Annotated in this window: 24 protein-coding genes; 6 read left to right on the top strand and 18 right to left on the bottom strand. The window is 36.6% G+C overall.

The features are described from left to right. Positions 1 to 23: 23 nt before the first annotated feature. From KG732_RS07570 to KG732_RS07555, 4 genes are all read right to left on the bottom strand, one after another. Complete coding sequence (locus KG732_RS07570) at positions 24 to 1,037, bottom strand: glycosyltransferase family 4 protein (RefSeq protein WP_213522082.1); 1,014 nt, start codon at positions 1,035 to 1,037, stop codon at positions 24 to 26. Continuing rightward, the gene (locus KG732_RS07565) at positions 1,034 to 2,410 is read right to left on the bottom strand and encodes an O-antigen ligase (protein WP_213522080.1); all 1,377 of its coding nucleotides are present in this window, start codon (positions 2,408 to 2,410) and stop codon (positions 1,034 to 1,036) included. Before KG732_RS07565 ends, KG732_RS07570 begins: the two co-directional genes overlap by 4 nt. Before the next feature lie 93 nt (positions 2,411 to 2,503). Beyond that, on the bottom strand, positions 2,504 to 2,830 hold the full coding sequence (locus tag KG732_RS07560) for a MerR family transcriptional regulator (RefSeq protein WP_213522078.1): 327 nt from the start codon (positions 2,828 to 2,830) through the stop codon (positions 2,504 to 2,506). A 33-nt stretch (positions 2,831 to 2,863) separates the two neighbouring features. Continuing rightward, positions 2,864 to 3,844, bottom strand: a complete 981-nt coding sequence (locus KG732_RS07555) for a M23 family metallopeptidase (RefSeq protein WP_213522076.1) — start codon at positions 3,842 to 3,844, stop codon at positions 2,864 to 2,866. Positions 3,845 to 3,997: 153 nt separating this feature from the next. On the opposite strand from KG732_RS07555, the gene alaS reads away from it, so the two are divergent. Continuing rightward, the gene (gene alaS / locus KG732_RS07550; protein ID WP_213522074.1) at positions 3,998 to 6,619 is read left to right on the top strand and encodes an alanine--tRNA ligase; all 2,622 of its coding nucleotides are present in this window, start codon (positions 3,998 to 4,000) and stop codon (positions 6,617 to 6,619) included. A gap of 351 nt (positions 6,620 to 6,970) precedes the next feature. Continuing rightward, positions 6,971 to 7,888 (top strand): GSCFA domain-containing protein, encoded by a 918-nt coding sequence (locus tag KG732_RS07545; RefSeq protein ID WP_213522073.1) that lies wholly within the window; start codon positions 6,971 to 6,973, stop codon positions 7,886 to 7,888. Positions 7,889 to 8,256: 368 nt separating this feature from the next. Here the strand turns inward: KG732_RS07545 and KG732_RS07540 are convergent, their stop codons facing one another. The 4 genes from KG732_RS07540 to KG732_RS07525 form a co-directional block, all read right to left on the bottom strand. Continuing rightward, complete coding sequence (locus tag KG732_RS07540) at positions 8,257 to 8,595, bottom strand: hypothetical protein (RefSeq protein WP_213522071.1); 339 nt, start codon at positions 8,593 to 8,595, stop codon at positions 8,257 to 8,259. Positions 8,596 to 8,716: 121 nt separating this feature from the next. Next, the gene (locus KG732_RS07535; RefSeq protein WP_213522069.1) at positions 8,717 to 9,190 is read right to left on the bottom strand and encodes a sensor of ECF-type sigma factor; all 474 of its coding nucleotides are present in this window, start codon (positions 9,188 to 9,190) and stop codon (positions 8,717 to 8,719) included. Continuing rightward, positions 9,187 to 9,693: a hypothetical protein gene (locus KG732_RS07530; protein ID WP_213522067.1), complete on the bottom strand. Its 507-nt coding sequence runs from the start codon at positions 9,691 to 9,693 to the stop codon at positions 9,187 to 9,189. The genes KG732_RS07535 and KG732_RS07530 overlap by 4 nt, the downstream gene beginning before the upstream one ends. Before the next feature lie 21 nt (positions 9,694 to 9,714). Further along, the gene (locus tag KG732_RS07525; protein ID WP_213522065.1) at positions 9,715 to 10,272 is read right to left on the bottom strand and encodes an RNA polymerase sigma factor; all 558 of its coding nucleotides are present in this window, start codon (positions 10,270 to 10,272) and stop codon (positions 9,715 to 9,717) included. Between the two features lie 117 nt (positions 10,273 to 10,389). Here KG732_RS07525 and KG732_RS07520 point away from each other — a divergent pair, with 117 nt between their 5' ends. Together KG732_RS07520 and KG732_RS07515 are read left to right on the top strand one after the other, a co-directional pair. Continuing rightward, positions 10,390 to 11,118: a Bax inhibitor-1 family protein gene (locus KG732_RS07520; protein ID WP_213522063.1), complete on the top strand. Its 729-nt coding sequence runs from the start codon at positions 10,390 to 10,392 to the stop codon at positions 11,116 to 11,118. A gap of 40 nt (positions 11,119 to 11,158) precedes the next feature. After that, positions 11,159 to 11,959, top strand: coding sequence for a zinc-dependent peptidase (locus KG732_RS07515; RefSeq protein WP_213522061.1), 801 nt, complete (start codon positions 11,159 to 11,161; stop codon positions 11,957 to 11,959). A 149-nt stretch (positions 11,960 to 12,108) separates the two neighbouring features. Here KG732_RS07515 and ettA read toward each other — a convergent pair whose 3' ends face one another. The 10 genes from ettA to KG732_RS07470 form a co-directional block, all read right to left on the bottom strand. Continuing rightward, positions 12,109 to 13,800, bottom strand: a complete 1,692-nt coding sequence (gene ettA / locus KG732_RS07510; protein WP_213522059.1) for an energy-dependent translational throttle protein EttA — start codon at positions 13,798 to 13,800, stop codon at positions 12,109 to 12,111. Then, positions 13,787 to 14,179, bottom strand: a complete 393-nt coding sequence (locus KG732_RS07505; protein WP_213522057.1) for a hypothetical protein — start codon at positions 14,177 to 14,179, stop codon at positions 13,787 to 13,789. Before KG732_RS07505 ends, ettA begins: the two co-directional genes overlap by 14 nt. 27 nt (positions 14,180 to 14,206) lie before the next feature. Then, a complete protein-coding gene (locus KG732_RS07500; RefSeq protein WP_213522055.1) occupies positions 14,207 to 14,386 on the bottom strand; it encodes a CAL67264 family membrane protein in 180 nt (59 codons plus the stop codon). Positions 14,387 to 14,736: 350 nt separating this feature from the next. After that, positions 14,737 to 15,507, bottom strand: coding sequence for a YgcG family protein (locus tag KG732_RS07495; protein ID WP_213522053.1), 771 nt, complete (start codon positions 15,505 to 15,507; stop codon positions 14,737 to 14,739). Next, positions 15,507 to 15,944: a TPM domain-containing protein gene (locus tag KG732_RS07490; protein WP_213522050.1), complete on the bottom strand. Its 438-nt coding sequence runs from the start codon at positions 15,942 to 15,944 to the stop codon at positions 15,507 to 15,509. The genes KG732_RS07495 and KG732_RS07490 overlap by 1 nt, the downstream gene beginning before the upstream one ends. A gap of 2 nt (positions 15,945 to 15,946) precedes the next feature. Continuing rightward, entirely contained in the window at positions 15,947 to 16,549 is a 603-nt protein-coding gene (locus KG732_RS07485) for a LemA family protein (RefSeq protein WP_213522048.1), read from the bottom strand. 70 nt (positions 16,550 to 16,619) lie between these two features. Then, positions 16,620 to 17,456 carry an ABC transporter substrate-binding protein gene (locus tag KG732_RS07480; RefSeq protein ID WP_213522046.1) on the bottom strand — a complete coding sequence of 279 codons (837 nt, stop codon included), beginning with the start codon at positions 17,454 to 17,456 and terminating at the stop codon, positions 16,620 to 16,622. After that, positions 17,456 to 17,608, bottom strand: a complete 153-nt coding sequence (locus KG732_RS13065) for an SsrA-binding protein (protein ID WP_292889813.1) — start codon at positions 17,606 to 17,608, stop codon at positions 17,456 to 17,458. Before KG732_RS13065 ends, KG732_RS07480 begins: the two co-directional genes overlap by 1 nt. A 114-nt stretch (positions 17,609 to 17,722) precedes the next feature. Beyond that, positions 17,723 to 20,386 carry a M56 family metallopeptidase gene (locus tag KG732_RS07475; RefSeq protein WP_213522043.1) on the bottom strand — a complete coding sequence of 888 codons (2,664 nt, stop codon included), beginning with the start codon at positions 20,384 to 20,386 and terminating at the stop codon, positions 17,723 to 17,725. A gap of 1 nt (position 20,387) precedes the next feature. After that, the gene (locus KG732_RS07470) at positions 20,388 to 20,747 is read right to left on the bottom strand and encodes a BlaI/MecI/CopY family transcriptional regulator (RefSeq protein WP_213522041.1); all 360 of its coding nucleotides are present in this window, start codon (positions 20,745 to 20,747) and stop codon (positions 20,388 to 20,390) included. Positions 20,748 to 20,959: 212 nt separating this feature from the next. Between KG732_RS07470 and KG732_RS07465 the strand changes: the two genes are divergently transcribed. After that, positions 20,960 to 21,436, top strand: a complete 477-nt coding sequence (locus KG732_RS07465; protein WP_213522039.1) for a hypothetical protein — start codon at positions 20,960 to 20,962, stop codon at positions 21,434 to 21,436. Beyond that, on the top strand, positions 21,426 to 21,632 hold the full coding sequence (locus KG732_RS07460) for a helix-turn-helix transcriptional regulator (protein WP_300980386.1): 207 nt from the start codon (positions 21,426 to 21,428) through the stop codon (positions 21,630 to 21,632). The genes KG732_RS07465 and KG732_RS07460 overlap by 11 nt, the downstream gene beginning before the upstream one ends. The last annotated feature ends 20 nt before the right edge of the window (positions 21,633 to 21,652 follow it).

Raw genomic sequence — 21,652 nt, 5'->3', positions numbered from 1 at the left:
CTTTAAAAGATATAAACAATAAGCTACAAAGCAAGTAAGGCGTTCCATTGCTGGCTTACTTCTTTCCAAGAATAGTTTAGGGATCTTTCTCTCGCGTGTGTAATAATAGTAAAAACATCTTTAGGATGTCGCATTAAATCTTGAATATTTTCTACCATAGCTCTTACATCGCCGTCTGGAACCAACTTGCCATGAACCTTATGTTGTATTAAGTAGGAGATACCCCCGACGTCCGTAGACACCACAGGCAAACCCAATGCCATTGCTTCGATTAAACTTACAGGAAGGTTATCAAAGTGGGTAGTATTGATAAAAATAGAATGATCTTTACTTATTTCTATCCACTGCTTTTTAGAAAGCAACCCGGTAAAATGCACTTCTACTTGTAATTTTTGAGCCAATAACTTACTGCTCTGTAATGCCCCATCTTTTTCTGGACCCACCATGGTCAGACTGGCTTTAGGATATTCCTCCTTAAGTAAGTGAAGAACACGAACCGCCATTTGCGGATGGTAAATCTCGGCAAATGATCGCACCCAAAGAAGTTTCGGTTCTAAGATCGATCGTTGTTGAAAGGGATAGTTTTCTATCTCAATAAAGTTATTGATTATAGTGATATTGTGGTAGCCCGCTTTCGCGAAAGCGGTACCTAAATAATCACTAGGACTTACAACAGCATGGGCGTTATGGAGAAAAATGCCCATAACCTTTGGGTTTTGATCTAATCGAGCCGGTAAATTTCCTCCGTGCAGAATAGGAATGTACTTCAAATTAAGAAATTTACAGAGCTGAGAAATTACAATGGCAAACCAAAAGTTTTTAGTGCTATAAGTGTCTATCAAAACAACCTCTGCCCATTTTCTGCTCCTAAAAGTCGAGTGCATCATAGCTAACATACGCACACTGACGTTTGAAATAGAAGAAGCATAACGCAATTGATAGCCTTCTTTTTCCAATAAAGGTCCTAGCGTATCTATGCTGCTTGCCGTCTTCCCTTTTTGAGCCAGTTGATTACCTATGTAAAGTATCTTCTTCATGAAGCAACAATAACATCTGGTATTTTTTCAATTGGAACACCTTTCGTCTTTACCTTGGGCTTGACCACATAAAGCAATGCTAATCCGTAAAAGAAGGCAGGTGCTGCTATGCGCATGGCGCTGTGATTTATAGTAGCGATCCAGAAAATTAAAAAAGCATAGAAATACACGTTGCCTTTGTGAGTAAGCCTGAAAATAAGTGGTGTAAATAGAAGTACGAGTAATGAAAGAATTCCAATACTTCCATGTTCAGAAAGCAATCTACTTGTCTCATTATGAGAAGCAGCGACTATACCGTCTTTTTTTGCGCGATAATGTTTTACTTGACCTGCACCTATTCCTCCTATAGGGTTTTCAAGAAAAGCTTCTAATTCGATAGAAATAAGTTCAGCTCGACCTGTAGAAAGATCTTCTTTTGCACGACCAGCAGCATCCTCGTTGGCATATCTTTTATCGATTAAACCACTAGTTACAAGAGAGGTATATCCCCAAGCCAACATTAACCCTAAAGCAATAATTCCTAATTTAGGTAAAAAAGAAAACCTGAACTCAGACCTTTTTAAGAAAAACAACGTAACTATAACAGCTGCTATCATCAAAAAAGCCGTCACTACCCCTCCACGAGAAAAAGTGATCCATCCCCTGTAGGTCATTCCTAAAAACAAGATAATGTCCAGTACATTGGTCCATAAATTTTTAATGCGCAAAAAACGAATAAAACAAATAAACATGCCTATTCCTAAAGCGGTTGCTACTTGATTAGGTCCATATCCACCAGAAGCTGCAAAGTTAGAGGCCGTATTTGTCACCACATCTCTAATATCTGGTGTAACTACAAATAGATAAAATGCAAGCATGACGATAGGGCCTACACATAATTTTAAAATTTCATCCAGTCGTGTGATAGTGATCTTGCGCTGAAAACAATAAATGGCTACCACTCCTAATGTCACAGGACCGCTTAAATTAAAGGCTACCGCCTTCCTTAGTGATTCGGAAATAGGAATGTTCTGAGAAGCTATAACGATACTTGGGACTAATAAAAGTAAATAAAATACAAAAGGTATCGACTTGAGAGAAAAGCCTCTTAAAATAATACCAGCAAGCATGAAGGCAATCACCATATACTTAATCATCTCGTAAAATAACAATCCGCCATTCATTTTTAAAAACACCTCCAAACACGTAATATAAGCACAAGCTAAAATCACTTCTTGATTTTTGTCAGCGCTAATAAAAAGTCTTAGGATAAAATATATAACAGCCGCATAAAAAAATACCTTAACTAATAATGGAAGTGCGATCATAATAATAGTGATCACAATATGTCCAGCAATTAGTATAGAATAAGGCAGTTTTTCAAACTTGATCATTTATGGGTAAAGAATTTAATAGGTCATTTTTATAAAAGCAAATCTAACACTTTAATAAATAAGCTATTAGCGGTAATTTGGAGTAAGGAAAAATTATAATTGCGCTTTAATTTTAAGCAACTCTGCCTTTACATGTTCTAACTTACTAATGATATCAAAAGTATGGAGCTCGCTTTTGTGATTTTTCATATACTCCTGTGCACCGTCTAAGGTAAATCCTTTTTCTTTCACCAAATGATAAATGGTTTTAAGATTTGCTATATCATCTTTAGAAAACTTGCGGTTACCACGTGAATTCTTCTTCGGCTGCAGGACCTCAAATTCTTTTTCCCAAAAACGAACCAAAGAGGCATTTACTTGAAATGCTTTGGTTACTTCTCCCATGGAGTAGTATAGTTTTTCTGGAAGTTCTATATGCATAATTGACAAAGTGAGTTACTAGTTGCTTAAAAATTAATCTAAAGAAATATTTTCTTGTTGGGATTTCTTTAATAGCTCATTAAACTCTTGAGGTGTTAAATTACCATAATAGAAATTAATAGGGTTGATGCGATCATTATCTTTAAACACTTCATAGTGTAAATGTGGTGCTTGAGACCTTCCTGTACTACCGACATAACCAATGATATCTCCACGCTTTACCCTTTGTCCTTGACGCACATTAAAAGGTTTATTTGATCTTAAATGCGCATAAAGCGATAAGTAACCAAAACCGTGATCTATTCTAATGTGGTTTCCGTAACCGGAGCTATTAGCATCGGCTCTGACAATAATGCCATCACCTGTTGCAAAAACCGGTGTGCCACGAGGTGCAGTAAAATCCATACCGTAATGAAATTTTCTGGTTTTGTTAAAAGGATCTGTTCGGTACCCATAACCGCTTGCCATACGTGTTAGATCCTGATTACGCACTGGCTGTATGGCAGGTATAGAAGTAAGCAGTTTCTCTTTGTCTTCGGCAAGGCTGGCTATTTCGTCAAGAGATGTAGATTGTATAGCCGTTCTTTTTTTTAATTTATCGATCGCAATTTTAAGGTCTATTATCTTTTTGGCGCTATAACCTCCTTCGTACTCTTTATAACGATTTACCCCTCCAAAACCTGCTTGACGTTGCTCTGTTGGGATAGGATTGGCATCAAAATATATGCGATAAATGTTGTTGTCTCGATCTTCAATGTTTTCAATTACAGAAGATAATTGAGTGATATCTTCTTGCATTTGATCGAGTTGTAATTCTAAATACTCCACTTTATTGCGAGATTTCTTTAATTGTGGAGATACGAGAAACAGGTCTGCAAAGAAGAAACACACTAATCCAAAACAAAAACTCAATGACAAAAACAATAAGCTTCTAAAAAAGAGCTTCTTTTTTTTGGTCTCTACTTTTCGGTAAGAAAGAGTTTCAGAATCGTAGTAATACTTGACCTTTGACATACGTTTTATTATGCTATTTTTGTAGATTGTTAGGAGTTAAAAATAAGTAGAATAAAGTTAATGTTAATTCGCTTTCGCGAAAGTAAATTTCTAAACGTTTTACTTATCTAGTGCAAAAATAATAAAATTGAATTAACCGCTATTACAGCAAGAATGAAGTCAAAACAAATACGCCAAACCTTCCTTGAGTTTTTTGAAAATAAAAAACACCAAATTGTTCCTAGTGCCCCTATGGTGATCAAAAATGATCCCACCTTAATGTTTACTAACGCAGGCATGAACCAGTTTAAGGAATATTTTTTAGGGAATTCAGAACCTAAAAATAATCGTGTTACCGATTCTCAAAAATGTTTGCGTGTAAGCGGTAAACACAACGATCTGGAAGAAGTAGGTGTAGATACCTATCATCATACTATGTTTGAAATGCTGGGGAACTGGAGTTTTGGTGATTATTTCAAGAAAGAAGCTATTTCATGGGCTTGGGAACTACTTACCGAAGTTTATAATATTGATAAGGACTGTCTTTATGTAACTATTTTTGAAGGAGACAAAAGTGAACACCTAGATCGAGATTCAGAGGCCTACGACTTGTGGAAAGAACTCATTGCCGAGGACCGCATCCTCAATGGTAATAAAGCAGATAATTTCTGGGAAATGGGCGCACAAGGACCTTGTGGACCTTGCTCTGAAATTCATGTAGATATAAGAAGTAATGAAGAAAAGGCAAAAGTAGCTGGTGCCTCTCTAGTCAATAGAGATCATCCACAAGTAGTAGAAATTTGGAATTTGGTCTTTATACAGTACAACCGTATGGCAAATGGTTCTTTAAAAAACTTGCCCCAACAACACGTAGATACAGGAATGGGCTTTGAACGCCTTGCTATGGTTTTACAAAACGTACAATCCAACTACGATACAGATGTTTTTACACCTCTAATTAGAGAAATAGAAACCATAACAGGACATGCCTACGGTAATACCGTCCAAGAAGACATCGCAATAAGAGTTATTGCAGATCACGTAAGAGCAGTCTCTTTCTCCATTACCGATGGTCAGTTGCCTTCTAATAATGGCGCTGGTTATGTGATCCGTATGATCTTGCGTAGAGCGATACGTTATGGATTTACGTATCTAAATAAAAAAGAACCGTTCATTTATCAGCTGGTCAACACACTTACTAAACAAATGGGAGATGCGTTTCCAGAGCTAAAAGCACAAAAGAATCTGATTCATAATGTGATCAAAGAAGAAGAGGCTTCTTTCTTACGAACTTTAGAAAATGGTCTGGCACTGCTAGATGCGATGGTTGAAAGTATGAAAAATGAAGGTTCTAAAACCTTAGAGGGTAAAAAAGCTTTTGAACTTAATGATACGTATGGCTTTCCCAAGGAACTGACTCGATTAATTTTAAGTGAGCAAGGTCTTGAAATGGATGAAAAAGGCTTTGCTAGTGCACTTAAAAAACAGCAAGACAGTTCTCGCGAAGCTAGCGTTACAGAAACAAGCGACTGGACCGTTTTAAGAGAAGATGCTACTCAAGAATTTATAGGATATGACCGACTTACTGCAGAGGTACGTATTTCCAAATACCGCAAAGTCGTCAGTAAAAAAGATGGTGAGTTATACCAATTAGTATTTAATATGACTCCTTTTTATGGAGAAAGTGGAGGACAGACCGGGGATAAGGGATACTTAGAAAACACTAGCGGAGATACTGTTTACATCATCGATACCAAAAAAGAAAACGGCCAAACGGTTCACTTGACTAAGAACTTACCTAAGGAAATAAGCGGCCCATTTAAAGTTACTGTGGATCCGAATCAGCGCGCACGAACTTCCTCCAATCACACGGCTACTCACCTTCTTCATCAGGCATTGCGCAAGGTTTTAGGAACTCACGTCGAGCAAAAGGGCTCCATGGTACGCAGTGCTAGTTTGCGTTTTGATTTTTCCCATTTTTCTAAAGTAAGTGCAGAAGAATTGATCGAAATAGAAAATTTTGTAAACGCTCGTATTAGAGAACAATTACCCTTAGAAGAAAACCGCAACAATACCTATGACCAAGCTATGGAAGAAGGTGCGATCGGATTGTTTGGCGAGAAATATGGCGATGTGGTGCGTACGATTAAATTTGGCGCAAGTCAGGAACTTTGTGGCGGTACTCACGTAAAAAACACCGCAGACATCTGGCACTTTAAAATCACCAGTGAAAGTGCTGTTGCTTCTGGAATAAGACGTATCGAAGCGATTTCTAGCGACTCGGTAAAAGAATTCTTTGCAGAGCAATCAAAGAGCTTTGAAGAAATCAAAAGCATCTTAAAGACTCCAACAAAAAATCCAGCCGAATCTATAGCAGCACTTCAAGAAGAAAATACTTCTTTGAAAAAGGAAATTGAACAATTAGTAAAAGCTAAAGCTGGAACTCTAAAAAGTGATTTAATAGCTAGTGCACAATTCATTAATGGAGTTAACTTTATAGCCGCAAAAACAGATTTGGACGCAAAATCTGTTAAAGAACTGGCTTTTGATATAGAAAGAGACCAGAAAAATCTATTCTTAATCATAGGAGCAGCTAATGGGGATAAAGCAACCCTTACTGTTATTTTAAGTAAAAACATCGTAGAAGACAAGGGTCTGGATGCAGGCAAAATAGTGCGCGAATTAGGAAAGCACATTCAAGGCGGCGGAGGTGGTCAAGGTCATTTTGCTACTGCCGGAGGTAAGAATCCTGCTGGAATAGAGGAAGCCTTAATTGCAGCTAAGAGGATGGTTTGATGGAGAATATAGCTGTTTTAAAACACCTCCACACTTGCCAAATTAAAAATAAATGATCGTAAAGTTAATGCGATAATAATTTTTATATAGGCCTCTTTAGTTCAGCTGTTTACCAAACAATAACAGATGCCGAAAAATATGCGTTCTACCAACCGTAATAAGCAGTTAAACGATTTATAGTGGATCTTAATTTTATATGGTAGCCGTATTTAAAATAGCTAAAAGCTATAAATTAGATAGCGCCTGTACACATTTGGTAGCATTCTAATTGGAGTACTGTTTTGTATAGCTTGTGCTTTTTTATGTATAACAGCAAGGTCGTACCTTTGTAACCAAACATTAGTACCTGAGATGAAACTTACCACAACAGTACCCAGTTCTAATTTGCCTGTTCTTATAGATCAACATTCGAAAGTGGTTTTACTAGGAAGCTGTTTTACAGAAAACATAGGTTCTAAATTGGCTTACTTTGGCTTTGATGTCACGGTAAACCCATTTGGGATTGTATTTAATTCTACTAGTCTGAGAATTCTTGTGGAACGCGCCATTAATAATCAAGCTTTTACTGCAGCAGATGGTACCGATCATTTTTCCTATCTGGTACATTCTGATTTAAATTCTTCTGATCCTAAAAAGTTAATAAGTAACCTCAATACTGCTTTACAGCACTTAAGAGAATCCTTAAAAGAAGCTACTCATTTATTCATCACCTTAGGAACTTCTTGGGTTTATAGGTATGTAGAGAAAGATATGATCGTTGCCAACTGTCACAAACAACCTCAGGAATTATTCAGAAAAGAATTGCTTCCTATCGATGGCATGCATGATGATTTAAAACGCATCTATGAATTAGTCACCAACTGGAATAAAGAAATCAACATCACCTATACCCTATCACCGGTACGTCATATAAAAGATGGATTTGTTGAAAATCAACGCAGTAAAGCCAGGTTACATGAAGCTATTCAATTACATGTAGAGCGCACTAATGCCCATTATTTCCCTGCTTATGAAATCGCAATGGATGAATTGAGGGATTATAGATTCTACGCTCGTGATATGGTACATCTCAATGATTTAGGTATTGATTTTATTTGGATTCGCTTTCGCGAAAGCGCCATTAATACCAACACCTTACCTCAACAACAAGCGGTAGAAAAGTATAGAAAACTGTCGCATCATAAATCAACCGATCTCGAATTACACGAACAACACTTAGCGAAAATGAGAGAACAGATACGTACTCAATACCCTCTAATTAACCTTTAAATAAAAACATTTTAAATAGGTTGTAAGCGCTCCTAGTTATATTGGTTAAGATCTTTCATTACTGAGGGATGTAACTAACTACCTGGGCGCTACCAAAGGATTCTGATTTAAAATCACCTCCTGTACAACAATACTTACAACACATTCGGAAACCAAAAACGCTTAGTATTCCAATACTTTTTTTTACCAAATCCATACAGACTCCTCTAATATTTTGAAAACAACGAGCGATATTCAGCAACGTAATACCCTAACGCTTACAAAAAATGCGCTAAATGGAAAAATATCGGAAAACAGCATTTGAAAGGACTGGCACTAATACACCAGAAAGGCTCTTGTAAAAAATGGAAATTGGTAGGTTGTTTTCCCTATTCTTCCATAATTTTATGAGCAACTGCAGCTTTATCAAATTCGGCTTCTAATAATTGATAGTACTTATTAAAAATTTCCTTTTTGATATTACAGGTTTTATTATTGCGCTCTAAGGCAGCAGCAAATTCTTCTGAAGTAATTTTTTGATCCATAAAATCTGTAGTCAACTGTGGCCGCTCCATTTTGCATGATGCATAATCATTGTATGCGATCACATACTTTTTATACATATCACTACTGGTTATAGGATCTCCAGAAGTTTCTGTAGTTTCGGAAGTAGTGGGTTTACAACTCGCAAAAAGCACGATACAAAAGACAAACAAAATTCTTTTCATGATATTAATTTTATGGTATAAAAATAGGTACTTGTAGTTTTTAAACAAAGTCGGAATAGAAAAAAAATAAAAAAAATCTGAAATAACAAAAAGGTAAAAGGCATATTTTTTTCCAACCTAGCTAATTTCTCCGGTTGCGGTCTCTGTACTCATTAATCATGTTACGCCTAAAGTCTAATTCGGCTTTTTTTAATTTAAGAAATCGCTTTGCACCTATTACTTTAATTATTTCTTCGTGATTATAATCTAGATTGGTAGCTACAATTTTTTGATCTAGTGCGACCATTTGATCCACATAAGAGAGGGCCCGACTCTCACTCATCGTCTCAAATTCTGTTTCCAGCTTGTTAATTAGACTTTTCTTATTGCTCTCTAGTCTATTCCGCTCGTCTTTCACCTGATTGTATAGAGGCCAAAATTTCTCTGCTTCTTTGGTAGTAAGATCTAACTCTTTAGTTATATGAGCAATGGAAAGAGCTTTGATTCGATCTCTCATCTCTTTTTTACGATCCTGATGATCTAAATGATCTGAATTTTGCGCATTCATGCCTAGGGAGCAGCATATGGTAAGTAAGATGATATAGATATTGTTCATTCTATGATTATTTGATTCAAAGAAGCGTCTTCCATGAGGAATTCAAAAAGCTCCTTATCGGTTATATGCTCTTCCATTTCTATTTCACTCAAAATAGTATTATCTGCAAAAAGTAATGCTACAGACTCCTCATCATGCATAAAATCAGCATTTACTAAAAAGTCTGTAATTTCTTGGTCTTCTAAATCTGCAAAAGTAAGCTTGTCTTGGGTAACTAATCCATTAATAGTTATAAAACCTATGAATAAAGCTGCCATTGCTAGGACTGTATACCGCCATTGTTTGGTCTTAGAAACTTGCAAAGGGATCACTTCTGTTGACTGCTCTATGCTCTTCATTATTTGGTGCTCTAGAGACATTAGGTAATCTTCTGGTATTAGGAAGCCCGCGTGATTTTCTGAATGTTGCTCAGGAGTGTTTTTCAATACACGATCAGTCAGTTGCTCAAAATAATCATCGGGAACTTTAAAACCTGCTTGGTTATGTATGCTATTCTTTTTCATATTGTTATGACTCTTATACCATCACTTAGTTGATTCTTCCTTAATAAAACGTTCTACCTTTTTTGCTGCTATGTGATAGGTGCTTTTTATAGCTCCTTGACTCAAATCTAATAATTCTGCAATGATCTTAAATGGAAGATTGTCGTAATATCTGAGGTTAAAAACCTCTCGCTGTCTTTCTGGTAATTGGGCTAAAGCTTTTTTCAGAGCTAACTGTATCTCATCACTGGTAAAATACACATCAGCTTCTAAACTCTCAATTAAATGATTGTGTAATTCTTGCGAGGATAGTTGTAGCCTTTTTCCTTTTTTGTTAAGAAAGGTAATACTCTCATTATAGGCAATTCTAAACATCCATGTAGACAATTTACTATCACCTTTAAAGTTTTTCACTCCTTTAAATATTTTGATAAAAACGTTTTGCAATACATCATCGGCATCATCATGAACGATAACCATTTTTCTAATTTGCCAGTAAAGTTGTTCTTGGTATTGCCCTACCAGTGATCTGAAACCCTGGTTGGTCGTAGCCTTATTAAGGATTAAAGAAATAAGTTCTTTATCTGGTGTTGTACTCATGCTTTTATAAGACTGAAAAAAAACAGAAAAGTTTCATCCTTTTTAAAATAATTTAAATCTTTCCTTAACGTTAAGAAAGGTACATAATAATTATATTTACTCTTTAATTTTTAAATTATGAAACAAACTGATTTCTTAAGACACGATAGCCCTTTTCAGGCACTTTCTATAGTAGACGATGAGACGAGGGCTGTTTTTTATAAAAAGACTTACTTACATGTTGCTCTAGCGGTACTTTTATTTATAGTAGTAGAAACACTTTTACTGCAGGTAGAATCATTAGTCACCTTTATGTTTAGTTTGACCCAAGGCTGGACCTGGTTGTTAGTTCTTGGAGCTTTTATGATGGCCACTTCTTATGCCGAAAAAATGGCTCACAAATCTCATGATCGCAACCAGCAGTATATGGGATTACTCCTTTTTGTAGTCGCTGAAGCTGTGATCTTCCTTCCCCTTATTGCTATAGCCTTACAATATCAAGTAATGGCTGGTGAAGAAAGTAGTTTATTAAGTCAAGCCGCTACGGTCACCTTATCATTATTTACCGCCTTAAGCGCAGTAGTTTTAATCACTAAAAAAGATTTTTCTTTTCTCAAAAGCATCCTTGCGGTAGGCTTTATAATTGCAATAGGAGTTATCATCGCAGGAATGATTTTCGGTTTTGACTTGGGACTTTTATTTAGTGGTGTTATGGTCGTTCTAGCAGCAGGAGCTATTTTATATCAAACTTCAAACTTAGTACATCACTACCATACCGATCAATATGTAGGAGCTGCTCTAGGTTTATTTTCCTCTTTAATGCTTTTATTCTGGTATGTTTTAAGCATATTCATGTCTCGCGATTAATACGCTCACTTTCATATTGCTGGAGAACAAAGCCCAATGGATGGCACCTTATGCCTTTGGCGCAGTAGGGTTTGGGTTTTTATCTATTTTTACCCACCTCATATTGCGCGGTCTTCAAAGAAAACGTGATTTTTTATGGTACCGACAAGCCTTAAGTTATCGCAGGTTATCGCTTCCGCGAAAACAAGTTCTTGAAACGTACCCCTTTTACCAGCACCTTACTGTTAAAAATAAAAAGCAGTTTGAACATCGAGTAGCTGCCTTTATTGCCGATAAAGACTTTAAAAACAGGTATCAAGGTGGTGTTACTGACGATCAAATGGTATTGATATCTTGTGTTGGTTGCCAATTGAGTTTTGGACGCCGCAACTATTTGTACCCTATGCTGCATACGATTTTATTATTCCCAGAGGCTTTTATGAGCCCTACAAATGAAGCTTTGCATAAAGGCGAATTTAACCCACTCGCTAAAGTATTGGCCATCTCTTGGAATGATTTTAGAGAAGGAATGGATATAACAAATGATAATATTCACCTGGGCCTTCATGAATTTACCCATGTGATGCATTTTGAAAGTGACCGCAGTAATGATATTGATGCGGTAAGATTCAAAAAATACACCAATAAAATTCTAAGGGAATTAATGAAACCAGAAGTGCGCAACAAGCTAGATCAAACACAATTCTTTAGAAATTACGCCTTTACCAACCAATACGAATTTATGGCGGTGCTTTCAGAATACTATTTTGAATCAAATGTGGAGTTTAAAACAGCATTCCCGTTAATTTATGGTCATTTTACTAAGGCATTGCTTTACAAGGAAGAATGGATCATAAAGTAGGTTTTGTTTTTAAAACTCAAAAGTTCCTTTTTAAATAAATATCTCGATACCACTAGCCTATCCCTGAGATTCTTTTCTGAGATAACGGCATTAAAAAATCCCAAAGATTTTGAAACCTTTGGGATTGTATGAGTAGAAAAAGTTGTTTTCTAGTCTCTCGTCAATTTCTTATAACGTATTCTCTTAGGAGCATGATCACCTAGTCGTTTTCTTTTGTTTTCTTCATATTCTGTAAAACTACCTTCAAAAGAATAGATTTGAGAATCCCCTTCAAAAGCGATAATATGCGTACAAACTCTATCTAAAAACCACCTGTCGTGCGAGATAATCACGGCACAACCTGCAAAATTATCCAGCCCTTCTTCTAATGCCCGTAGAGTATTGACGTCAAGATCATTAGTTGGCTCATCTAATAGTAATACGTTTCCTTCTTCTTTAAGTGTCATAGCAAGGTGCAAACGGTTGCGCTCTCCACCAGAAAGTGCCGATACCTTTTTATTTTGTTCACTACCTGAAAAATTAAAACGACTTAGATAGGCCCTTGAATTTACCATTTTCCCTCCCATCATAATCATGTCCTGACTGTCTGCAAAGTTCTCCCAGATGGACTTCTCTGGATCTATATTAGAATGATCTTGGTCTACATAAGCCAGCTGTACCGTTTCTCCTACCGTAAAAGAACCTTTATCCGGCTTTTCTTGATCCATGATCATTTTAAAGATGGTGGTTTTACCAGCACCGTTAGGACCTATAATCCCAACAATTCCGTTTTGAGGCAATACAAAATTTAAATTTTCATAAAGCAGCTTATCTCCAAATGCCTTGCTCACTCCATTAGCTTCAATCACATTAGTTCCCAGACGTGGACCGTTAGGAATATAGATTTCCAGCTTTTCTTCTTTAGCTTTTTGATCTTCATTTAAAAGCTTGTCGTAATTATTTAAACGCGCTTTCTGTTTGGTCTGTCTACCTTTTGCTCCCTGACGTACCCAATCCAGCTCTCGTTGAAGAGTTTTCTGTCTTTTAGATTCTGTTTTTTCTTCTTTTGCTAGACGGTTTCCTTTTTGCTCTAACCAACTGGAATAATTCCCTTTCCATGGAATTCCTTCACCTCGATCCAATTCTAAGATCCATCCTGCAACATTATCTAAAAAGTACCTATCGTGAGTTACAGCGATGACTGTTCCTTTATATTGAGCAAGATGTTGTTCTAGCCATAATACAGACTCTGCATCCAGGTGGTTGGTTGGTTCATCTAACAACAGTATTTCTGGCTGCTGTAATAACAGTCTACAAAGCGCTACACGACGACGTTCTCCACCAGAGAGGTTCTTGATCTCAGCTTCCCCAGGCGGCGTGCGTAAGGCGTCCATTGCTATTTCTAGTTTGGTATCCAGCTCCCAAGCATTTAAAGCATCGATTTTATCTTGAAGAACCGCTTGACGATTCATCAACTTCTCCATCCTATCGGCATCTGAGTATACTTCTTCTAGACCAAAATCGTCGTTGATTTTATTGTATTCATCAAGAACGGCTACGGTTTCTGCTACACCTTCGCGTACAATTTCCATAACAGTCTTTGTCTCATCCAGCTCTGGCTCTTGCTCCAGATAACCTACATGGTAACCAGGTAAAAAGTTGATATCTCCTTGATAGTTCTTTTCAGTCCCTGCAATGATTTTCATCAAAGTAGATTTACCAGAACCGTTAAGACCTAGAATACCAATTTTTGCACCGTAGAAAAAACTAAGATGAATATTTTTTAATACTTGTTTTCCTGTACTTTGATACGTCTTTGAAAGACCTGACATGGAAAAAATAACTTGCTTATCGTCGCTCATTGGATGTGCTTTTTTCTTGTAAAATATAATGTAATTGGGTTAAGGAATTGTCTTCATAGCGCTTTCGCGAAAGTGTAATCGCCTCCATTCCCTTGGATTTTATGTAAAGACCTTTACCTGAAAGGTCAAGTTTTTCTAATTCTTTAAAACGGAAACCAAAAGTTTTTCTACCTACTAATTTAACAGTTATTGAATTGCGACTGTAAGAAGCAGAGTTACGCGTTGAAAACCCTTCATAACTATTAAAATAAAATAATGTTACTGCCGCGAGGGCAGCGATCGAACTGTAAATTTTTAAGTTGATGAAAAAGAAACATGATGCCATTAGTAACATAAGAATTGCCAGCACAAGTACCATCTTGTAGCGCGGTGTATTCATGTCTTTAAATTGGATCACTTCTTTCACCTATACTCTTCCTTTAAGCGCATTAAAAACCCAAGCAATAGCAAAGAAACCCGCACCTACCGCAGCAAAACCAAATCCGACATCGGTATATCTATAAGCTCCCAATGCGATCAAACCAATTCCTATTATGATCATGATCAACGTTGCCCATCCTAATACTCCATTTTTATTTAATGCCATAGACTCAAAATTAATTTGCAAATATACATAGTTCAACTATGTTTATCGACTTTTAGACGGCTTACTAATATCCATACTCTGCCTTGTTTTTTGGATTAAAAGCATGCGCTGTGGTATTTGAAAGACTATTTTAATAGTGTAATAACAGATCAGCGCTTAAAATCTAATTTATTGAACTAAAAAAACATCTGTTTTTCAGATACTCGTTATTCTTCCACATCATTTTTAAACTTGCTCTAAAAGCAACTCAACATTTATGGAACTAAGTAGCTATAAATTACCGTCATCTAGATAATTTGCAGGTGCTGTTAATTAAGAGCTTGTTAATAGCCGTGATGTGGTACTTGCTACTACCAGCTACCACCCGCACCACCACCACCAAAACCACCACCGCCGAAGCCACCGCCAAAACCGCCGCCAGAGCCGCTACCCCCGCCACCAAAACCGCCTCTCCCCAAACTGCTTAAAACGATAATGTCTAGTAAAGAGGGACCCGCATTTCTACCACCTCTAGTACCATTACCTTTATTTTTATTCCGCAGATTAAGAATAAGGATCAAAAGAAATACCCCTATAATCAATAACAAAGACCAAGGAATGCGATCACTAGTAGCACCAGAACCTTTAAACTCTCCTTGAAGTCCCTGAAAAATAGCATCAGCACCTTGATCAAGGCCTTGGTAATAATTTTTATTTCTAAAATTGGGGACTAATACACGATTAACAATGCGTTCTGCATCTGCATCAGATAATATAGACTCGATGCCGAAGCCTGTATTGATGTCTACTTTACGATCATTAACAGCCAGAATAAGCAGTATCCCATTATCCTTTCCCTTTTGTCCTATACCCCATTCTTGTCCCCACTTCGCTCCTAGCTCATCCAGTTCTTCTCCATTAGCAGTACTAATGATAGCAAATACGATTTGCGTAGAAGTGGTGTCTGCGTAGCGTTTTAACTTAAGGTTGAGCGTTTCTTTTTGTGCTTTGGGTAATAGGTCTGCATAATCGTAAACAAAAATTTGCTGCCCATTTGAAGGGCGATTAGGAATATCAAACTGTGCTTGAGCAAGTTGAGAACAGCTTAAAAACGCTAGGATTAGGTATAAAAAATACTTCATCAGCTTACAGAGATTTCGTTTGAGAGTTCATTGGTATTATCCGTATCCCACGGGAAATAAGCCGCAAGCTTTTCGCCTACTAGTTCTATCCCTGCAATAAGGCCATTTTGAAATTCGCTTTCGCGAAAGCGAGACAAAACTTCATCTCTTACAGCGCTCCAAAAATCATCTCCTACTCGGGCGTGAATACCACGATCCCCTATCAAAGCAAACTTTTTATCATCAACAGAAACGTAAAAGAGAATTCCGTTTTCTTCTTTAGTATTATCCATTTTAAGCAAATGAAATAATTCTTGAGCACGCTTTATAGGCTCTTGACATTGGGACTCCAGATGTACCCGTATTTCTCCACTCGTGCGCATTTCTGCTTGACGAATGGCTTCTATAATGGCTTGCTCTTGTGAAGCGGTGAGAAAGTCCTCTACTTGAACTGACATCCTTAATTAGTTCCAAGTAAGTTACCCACATCTGGTGCTTTTTCTGCGCCTTCATCTGCTTTGTAAAATGCAGCTTCCTCAAAGCCATAAATACCCGCCATGACATTTCCTGGAAAACGTTTGATCTTTACATTATAAACTTTTACAGCATCATTATAACGTGTTCTGGCCACACTAATTCTATTTTCTGACCTACTTAGCTCATTGATTAACTCCTTAAAGTTTTCGTTTGCTTTGAGGTTCGGGTAATTTTCATAAGTCGCTAGAAGCCTTCCCAGTCCTGTGCTTACCGCACTTTGTGCTTTAGAGTAGGCCGCTATATTTTCTTCTGTGAGTTCAGAGGCATCTACTTTAATAGAAGTAGCATTAGCTCTTGCCTCAATAACACCAATTAAGGTTTCTTGTTCAAACTCAGCATACTTCTTAGCTGTTGCCACAATATTGGGAATCAAATCATTACGCCTTTGATAGGTGGTTTCTACATTTGCCCAAGAGCTGGCTACACCTTCATTGGTGCTTATAGTACTGTTGTACCAATAGATGCCATAAAGAACAAAAAGGCCTAGTATTATTCCTGCTATACCTAATCCGCTTATTTTTCTCATGTTATAATTATTTAATTGATTGGTGTCTGTTATTCACTCAAAGTTACAAGAAATATAAAAAAGTGTTTTGTTAAAAATTCACATCCCTTTTCTTGGGCTGTAACCTTTGTAAATAGGCTGGTGTTTTTAATAATCTGGATCCATACCATGAGAATAGCTCGCCGTCTACTACTTTAAATTCAGGAATAACATTTGGCTTAATTGGGTCTTGTGATGGTGCTGTAAGAAATGCTAGTTTCAACTCGGCAATATCTTCGGTAGTAAATGGATAAGGCTCTGAAGATAAAAACACCACCTCTGGCTGGAGCTTGATTATGGCATCTACGTCTAGTTCTGGGTATCTGATAAATCCTTGAGCAGCATTTATAAATCCAGCTTTTTCGAGCATGTCATTAATAAAAGTACCTTTTCCAACACTCATATAAGGTTTTTTCCAAATAAGATACAGTGCTTTATGTGCTACCTCTGGTTTTTTCAAGGTTTTGAAAGAACTAGAAATAGCTCTTATTACTGATTTTGCCTTAAACCTGGCTCCTGTAAGCTCACCTAGATCAGCTATCATTTCTAGAGCTTGTTCTAGATTATCTACATCAGAGACATAAGTAGGTGCGATATGATCGCAAAAGGAAACGATAGCTGGTGTGTTTTCTTCTCGATTACAAATAATAAGATCTGGTTGTAGCTCTAAAATACGAGATTCTACTATTTTTTTAGTACCTCCTACCACCTCTTTTTTATCGATTAATCCAGCTGGGTGTACGCAATAACGGGTGACTCCCACAAGCCTGTCTTCTAGACCTAAATCTATTAATAATTCTGTTTGAGAGGGTACTAAAGATATGATGCGTTCTGGCAGTTGATCAAGCGAGATCATTCTACCTAATTGATCTGGAATATTACAAAACATTAGTCTAGTGAATTTTTAGTTACCCATAATTTGTATCCAAAAACTGCCATTTGAAATTTACTAGCTTTTGCAAGGTCTAACCTCCTTTTGGTAAAGCTGGGCAAAACTGCTTTATTGATTTTAGACAATATTTTGAATACTCCTTTCTTCATAAATCAAAGGTAAGGTTTTGACAGCCCGATTTGTATTAATAAAACGCAAAACCCATCCTAGAATTTAGAATGGGTTTTGTGGGTCATCTTGATTTAAATCCGTGTTTTTTTTTTCTAAAAGGGAACCGTGGTTATGATCGGATTTTTGTTGTTTTTTATAAAGGTGATTTGAAGTTGCTTGACTCCTTTTTCATTTTCATAAGTGTGTTGAAAACCGTTGATTTCGTATTTCAATTTTACCAATCGATCACTCTTCATATGATTCGTAATTAGTTTAAAAGTATGACCTGCGTTCTCCAAGTCTTTTTGAAACTTTTCAAAGCCCTCTTTAGATGGGTTGGTGATGTAAAAAAATTCCTTGTCATCTATAAAAAGACGGCCTTGACCTTTATGCTCCATTAAAAAACTGGTGACATTTTCGACTCTTTGAGCCATTGCCTCTTCTTTATCAGATTTAACCTGTGCTCGTTTCTCTTTCATTTGAGCACGCTTTCCTTCTGTCAGAATGATTCTTTGTTGAATTAAAGAGTCCCTACGCTGTTGACTTTCTGATCTCAATTCTTGACGTTTATGAACTGTTTCTTGTCGTTTTTCTTCTGCTTTTCCTTTTAACTCATGTCTATTTTCTTGATTTTTTAATGGTATTGTAGTTATAATCAGTACACCATTTTTACCTTTCTCTCCATATTTTATACGTGCTGCACTGTCTTTATAAACAGTTACACTTTCAATATGGTCTGGTGATATTAATTTCCATTCTTCCTCATACATTTCTTTCCCATCAACAATAGTAAGAGGTGGGTTTTTTCCTAAACCTCGTTTTATTTGAGCCGCTGTAGTGGGTCTAGTAGAGGTACCGTTTTCAAACGTATACATTGTTTTCGGCTGTTGGAACCGAATCACCTCTATCGTATTTGTCAAGGAATCCATGTTCATCTTCTTGAATTGAATTTGCAATTCATGTTGCAAAGAATCTATGTCTAGGTTTTTCATTTGGATAGATGCCTCTCTAAGAAGACTATCCATAGTGATATGTTTCATTTCTAGATGTAGTTCTGCTAAATTGATGCTCTTAATTTGCTCCTGTACCTGATTCATCAAACTATCCATATCAATGGATGAGGCGTTTCTGGATACCGTATAACTTACACTAGGTAAGGAATAAGACTCCCGAAGAGTGTTAGCCTTGCAAGGACCCATACTCCAGGACTTAGCATCTTCTTTAATAACTCCTGTGACGCATAGTTCAGGGATGCCGTCATCATTAGCATAGGATTGAGAACTGGTATACCCGTCATTATCGTCTAGTGTGATTTTAATCCTAATGATCTTTTCATTTTTTATTTTCAATCTGCTGTAGTCCACATCTACGTTGTATTCCTTTTTTAAATATTCCTTCTTTTCATCGAGGTATTCTTTTGTAGATGTGGCATCTATTTTAAAAGTGATGTTGTGATCAAAATCTAGGATGGGATCTGTGGAATCTTCTGTAACCTCAGTTGTATCTCCATAAATAATTGCATCTGGAACAAGCACTTGACTTCCATTTTGATCTATAGAAAGTGTGGTTTTATCTTTGGGAATATGTAACGAAACCTTCTCAGGGTATGCGATTAATAACATTAAATCATCAGTTGTGAGGTACGCCACTGTAACACCTTTTTCCCAATCTTTACCGGGGAACTTTGCCGAAATACTCACGGATTTTAAAAGCCCGTTTACCTCTCTAACGATATCATCAAATCTCAATTGGTAAGTCCCTTGATCTTCAATTTGGATTCGATAAGCTTCTAGTTGGGCATCTGTGGTGGCACTAGTAATATCAAAAACCAATTCTTTGTAACTATCAACTGAGGTTTCAGAATTTGAAATTTGGGGTTTCTCGTTATCCACATACTCCACTTCTTCCACCACATTAAAGCTGTAAAGGAAAAGTGCTATTACGGGCAATATCAAAGCATATTTATACGCGTTCCACTGAGCTGAGGCTTCTTTTTGTAACATAAGAATTCGTTTTTTAATAAATGGGGTAAAGAAATTATTGGCTAGTGCAGGCTGCATATGACAGGCCACCGTGCTGAGCAAGGTACGTTCGTAGCTTATTCCTGTGGTGTTTTGTGTTTTGGCCTTGGAGTCGGCAATAAACTCGAGGTTCTCCCCTATCTGTCTTTTTAATAACCAGACTAGCGGATTGAACCAAAAAAGAGCTCTAAAAATATGGGATATTAGTAGGTCAATAGAGTGCCATTGCTTTGCATGAACTTTTTCGTGCTCTAAGATTACATTTAGTGCTGCTGTGCCTTCATCTTCTCGAGAGTAACATATATAGTTAAAGAAACTGAAGGGGGTTAGCTTTCGCGAAAGCGTAACAAAAACAAACTTCCCAACTCGTTTTTGAGATCCAGAACGAATCAAACTGCGCAAAGAGCTTAGTTCTACCAGCATTTTACTAAGGAAAAACAGGGCCATAGCCAGGTATAGGTAACTGGCGAGCATTCCATAATCAAAAGTGGTTGCTTCCACCAGCAGTTGCTCATGAATCACAGCCATGGGAGTATAAAATTGTTGAGGGGTATAGTTCAGTTGCTCTGTCTGCTCTATATAAACGATTTGAGTAATTTCTATTAAGGGAACGAGGATGCTAGCAGCAATACCAGCTAATAAAAACCACCGGTTGGTATTGAAAAAAGTAAGGCGGCGCAATAAAAAATGATACACGAGTACAAATATACTGAGTACTCCTGCGCTTTTTAATAGGTATTCTAGTACAGCTTCCATCTTATTTCTCTTTAGATTCTATCATTTCCAAAATCTCTCTCAATTCTGTAGCGCTTATTTTCTCATCTTTTGCAAAAAAGGAAACCATATTCTTATAAGAATCATTAAAATAACTGGTCATCGCATGAGTTACAAACTTGTTGCGGTAGGCTTCTTTTTCAACAATAGGGAAATAACGATGCGTCTTACCAAAGGCTTCATGAGCTACATATGCCTTTTCTTCCAGCTTGCGAACAATAGTAGAAACTGTATTATAATGGTTAGCTCCCTGGAGTTCAGGAACGATTTCTTTGACAAAAGCGTTCTTGAGACTCCAAAGTGCTTGCATTACCTCTTCTTCTTTTTGCGTTAATTTTTCCATAACTATAGGATTAATGTTGGTGTGATTATTAGGTCACTCAAATGTATAACTAATAATTTAGTTATCCAACTACTTAAATAGTTATTGAACTGCTAGCATAGTTTACAAGTGCTATCAACCACCTTTAATTGTAAATTTTATATTACTTTTTGTACAGTCTATTTTACTTTTAGTATAATTTATATTACATTTGCTTTAAAAATAAACTTTTTATGAAAAATTATTTATTTCCTTACAAGTATAAAAAAGTGGGGTTGCTACTATTTACAATTGGTTTTAGCCTCTTTATTATGGGCATGCTTTTTAATGTTGATGTAGAATTGTCTTTTCTAGACATCAGAATGCCTGTAATTATGACCAACCCTCTATTTTCTGAGCGAGAGTATTTTCAGATGGTAGAAACGAACATTAGCATACACTTGATCATTTTATCTATAATTATAGGTGGGCTTCTATTTGGATTCTCTAAAGAACGAATTGAAGATGAGTTGATCAGCGATATTAGAAAAAGCTCTTTGATATGGGCCATTTACTTTAATTATTCCATTTTGATCTTGTCCTTATTTTTTCTTACCGATTTGGATATGATCGTGATGACTGTTTTTAATGTATTTACCTTATTGTTATTTTTCATTATTAGGTTGGAATGGAAAAAACACCAACTTCAAAAGGCGAGTGATGAAGAATAAATTAAAAGTATTGCGAGCCATGCATGATTTTACACAACAAGATCTAGCAGATCAAATACAAGTAAGCCGTCAAACCATTAATACGATAGAAAAAGGAAAATATGTACCCTCTACCCTACTAGCGTTAAAAATGGCTAGCGTTTTTAAAGTAACCGTATTCGATATATTTGAACTAGAAGAGAATGACTGGAGTTGATTGAAAACATAGTGTTATAG

Source organism: Nonlabens sp., assembly GCF_018401815.1.
Lineage (GTDB): Bacteria > Bacteroidota > Bacteroidia > Flavobacteriales > Flavobacteriaceae > Nonlabens.
This window is presented reverse-complemented; position numbering and strand designations above follow the sequence as displayed.